Origin of the sequence: Mesorhizobium sp. M2A.F.Ca.ET.067.02.1.1 (genome assembly GCF_004023285.1) — a bacterium.
In the GTDB taxonomy this organism is placed as follows: Bacteria; Pseudomonadota; Alphaproteobacteria; order Rhizobiales; family Rhizobiaceae; genus Mesorhizobium.
The window spans coordinates 1-2,199 of record NZ_RZSB01000894.1; the positions used below are offsets into that span (position 1 = coordinate 1).

The window sequence follows — 2,199 nt, forward strand, 5'->3', positions numbered from 1 at the left end:
GAACTCGGCCTATCCAGCTTCCAAACCGGCGCAGCGCTGATGCGCCCCACCATCCTCGATCCGTTGTTTGTCCCGATCACCTCGCTCGCCGGCGTCGGCCCGAAGGTTGGCTTGCTGATCGAGAGGGTGGTGCCGGCCGACCTCGGCGATCGCGCCGCGCGCGCTGCCGATCTTCTGTTCTTGCTGCCCAACAGCGTGATCGACCGCCGCAACCGGCCCGGCATCGCGCTGTCGGCCGAGGGCCAGATCGTCACGCTGGAAGTGCGGGTCGATCGCCATCAGCCGCCGCCGCGCGGCAACAGGTCGGTGCCGTACCGCGTCTACGCGCATGACGATACCGGCGAGGTCGCGCTGACCTTCTTCCATGCCCATGCCGCCTATCTGCAGAAGATGCTTCCCGAAGGCGAGCGTGTGGTGATCTCCGGCCGCATGGAATGGTTCAACGGCCGCCCGACCATGGTCCATCCGGACCACATCGCGCCAATCGACGAGGCCGAGGGCCTGCCGCTGGTCGAGCCGGTCTACCCGCTCACCGCCGGCCTGTCGGCCAAGGTGCTGCGCCGCGCCATCGGACAGGCGCTGGGGCGCCTGCCGGAACTGCCGGAATGGCAGGACGACGCCTTCATGCGTCGGCACACCTTTCCATCCTTCGGCGATGCGCTTTCCCGCATCCATCACCCGAACGTCCCGATCGATGTCGCCGTCGAGGGATCCGCCTGGCGCCGCCTTGCCTATGACGAGCTGTTGGCCGGCCAGGTGTCGCTGGCGTTGGTGCGGGCCAGAATCCGCCGCCTCTCGGGCCGGCCGCTCATCGGCGATGACCGCATCGTCGAGAAGCTGCGCGCCGCCCTGCTCTACAGGCTCACCCCCAGCCAGGAATTCGCGCTCGGCGAGATCAACGCCGACCTTGCCGATCCCGAACGCATGCTGCGTCTCCTGCAGGGCGATGTCGGCTCCGGCAAGACGGTGGTGGCGCTGCTTGCCATGGCGCGCGCGGTGGAGGCCGGCGGCCAGGCGGCGCTGATGGCGCCGACCGAAATCTTGGCGCGCCAGCATCTGGCAACCATCGCGCCGCTGGCCGAGAAAGTCGGCTTGCGCCTCGCCATCCTCACCGGGCGCGAGAAGGGCCGCGAGCGCACCGAGACGCTTGCAGGCCTTGCCAGCGGCGCGATCGACATCGTCGTCGGCACGCACGCGCTGTTCCAGGAGACCGTGACGTTCCACGACCTTGTGCTCGCTGTCATCGACGAGCAGCATCGGTTCGGCGTCCACCAGCGCCTGGCCATCACTGCCAAGGGCGATGCGCCCGACATGCTGGTGATGACGGCCACACCCATCCCGCGCACGCTGGTGCTGACCGCCTTCGGCGACATGGATGTCTCGAAGCTCACCGAGAAACCCGCCGGGCGCCAACCGATCCGCACAGTGACCCTGCCGATGGAACGGCTGGACGAATTGGTGGGTCGCATGCGCGACGCGGTTGCGGAGGGGCAGAAAATCTACTGGATCTGCCCCCTGGTCGAGGAATCCGAGGAAATAAAACTGATGTCGGCGGAGGATCGCTTTGCTTCGCTGAAACCGCTGTTCGGCGACCGGATCGGCCTCGTGCACGGCCGCATGAAGGGCGCGGAGAAAGACGAAGCGATGCGCGCCTTCAAGGACGGTGAGACACGCATCCTGATCGCCACCACCGTCATCGAAGTCGGCGTCGACGTGCCTGACGCCACCATCATGGTCATCGAACATGCCGAGCGCTTCGGCCTTGCCCAGTTGCACCAGTTGCGCGGCCGCGTCGGGCGCGGCGACAAGCCGTCCTCCTGCGTGCTGCTCTACAAGGACCCGCTCGGAGAGACCGCGAAGCGCCGGCTTTCGGTGATGCGCGAGACCCAGGACGGCTTCAAGATCGCCGAAGAGGATCTGAAATTGCGCGGTGAAGGCGAATTGCTCGGCACCCGCCAGTCCGGCACGCCCGGCTTCCAGGTCGCGCGGATCGAATTCCACGCCGACCTACTGGAAGCGGCACGCGATGACGCGCGGCTGATCCTGTCGCGCGACCCGGAACTGCAGTCCGAACGCGGCGAAGCGCTGCGCCTGTTGCTTTACCTGTTCGGCCGCGACGAGGCGGTACGGCTGCTGCGCGCCGGCTGAGCGCCAAGTGACGGATTGGCAAGGCCGCCCTCGACGGGCTCGCCATTCAGC

Annotated in this window: 1 protein-coding gene; it reads left to right on the forward strand. The window is 67.4% G+C overall.

Annotation, left to right across the window (positions count from 1 at the left end):
- The first annotated feature begins 39 nt into the window (after positions 1-39).
- Positions 40-2,148 (forward strand): ATP-dependent DNA helicase RecG, encoded by a 2,109-nt coding sequence (recG, locus tag EOA28_RS33350; protein ID WP_127250179.1) that lies wholly within the window; start codon positions 40-42, stop codon positions 2,146-2,148.
- Positions 2,149-2,199 lie beyond the last annotated feature (51 nt).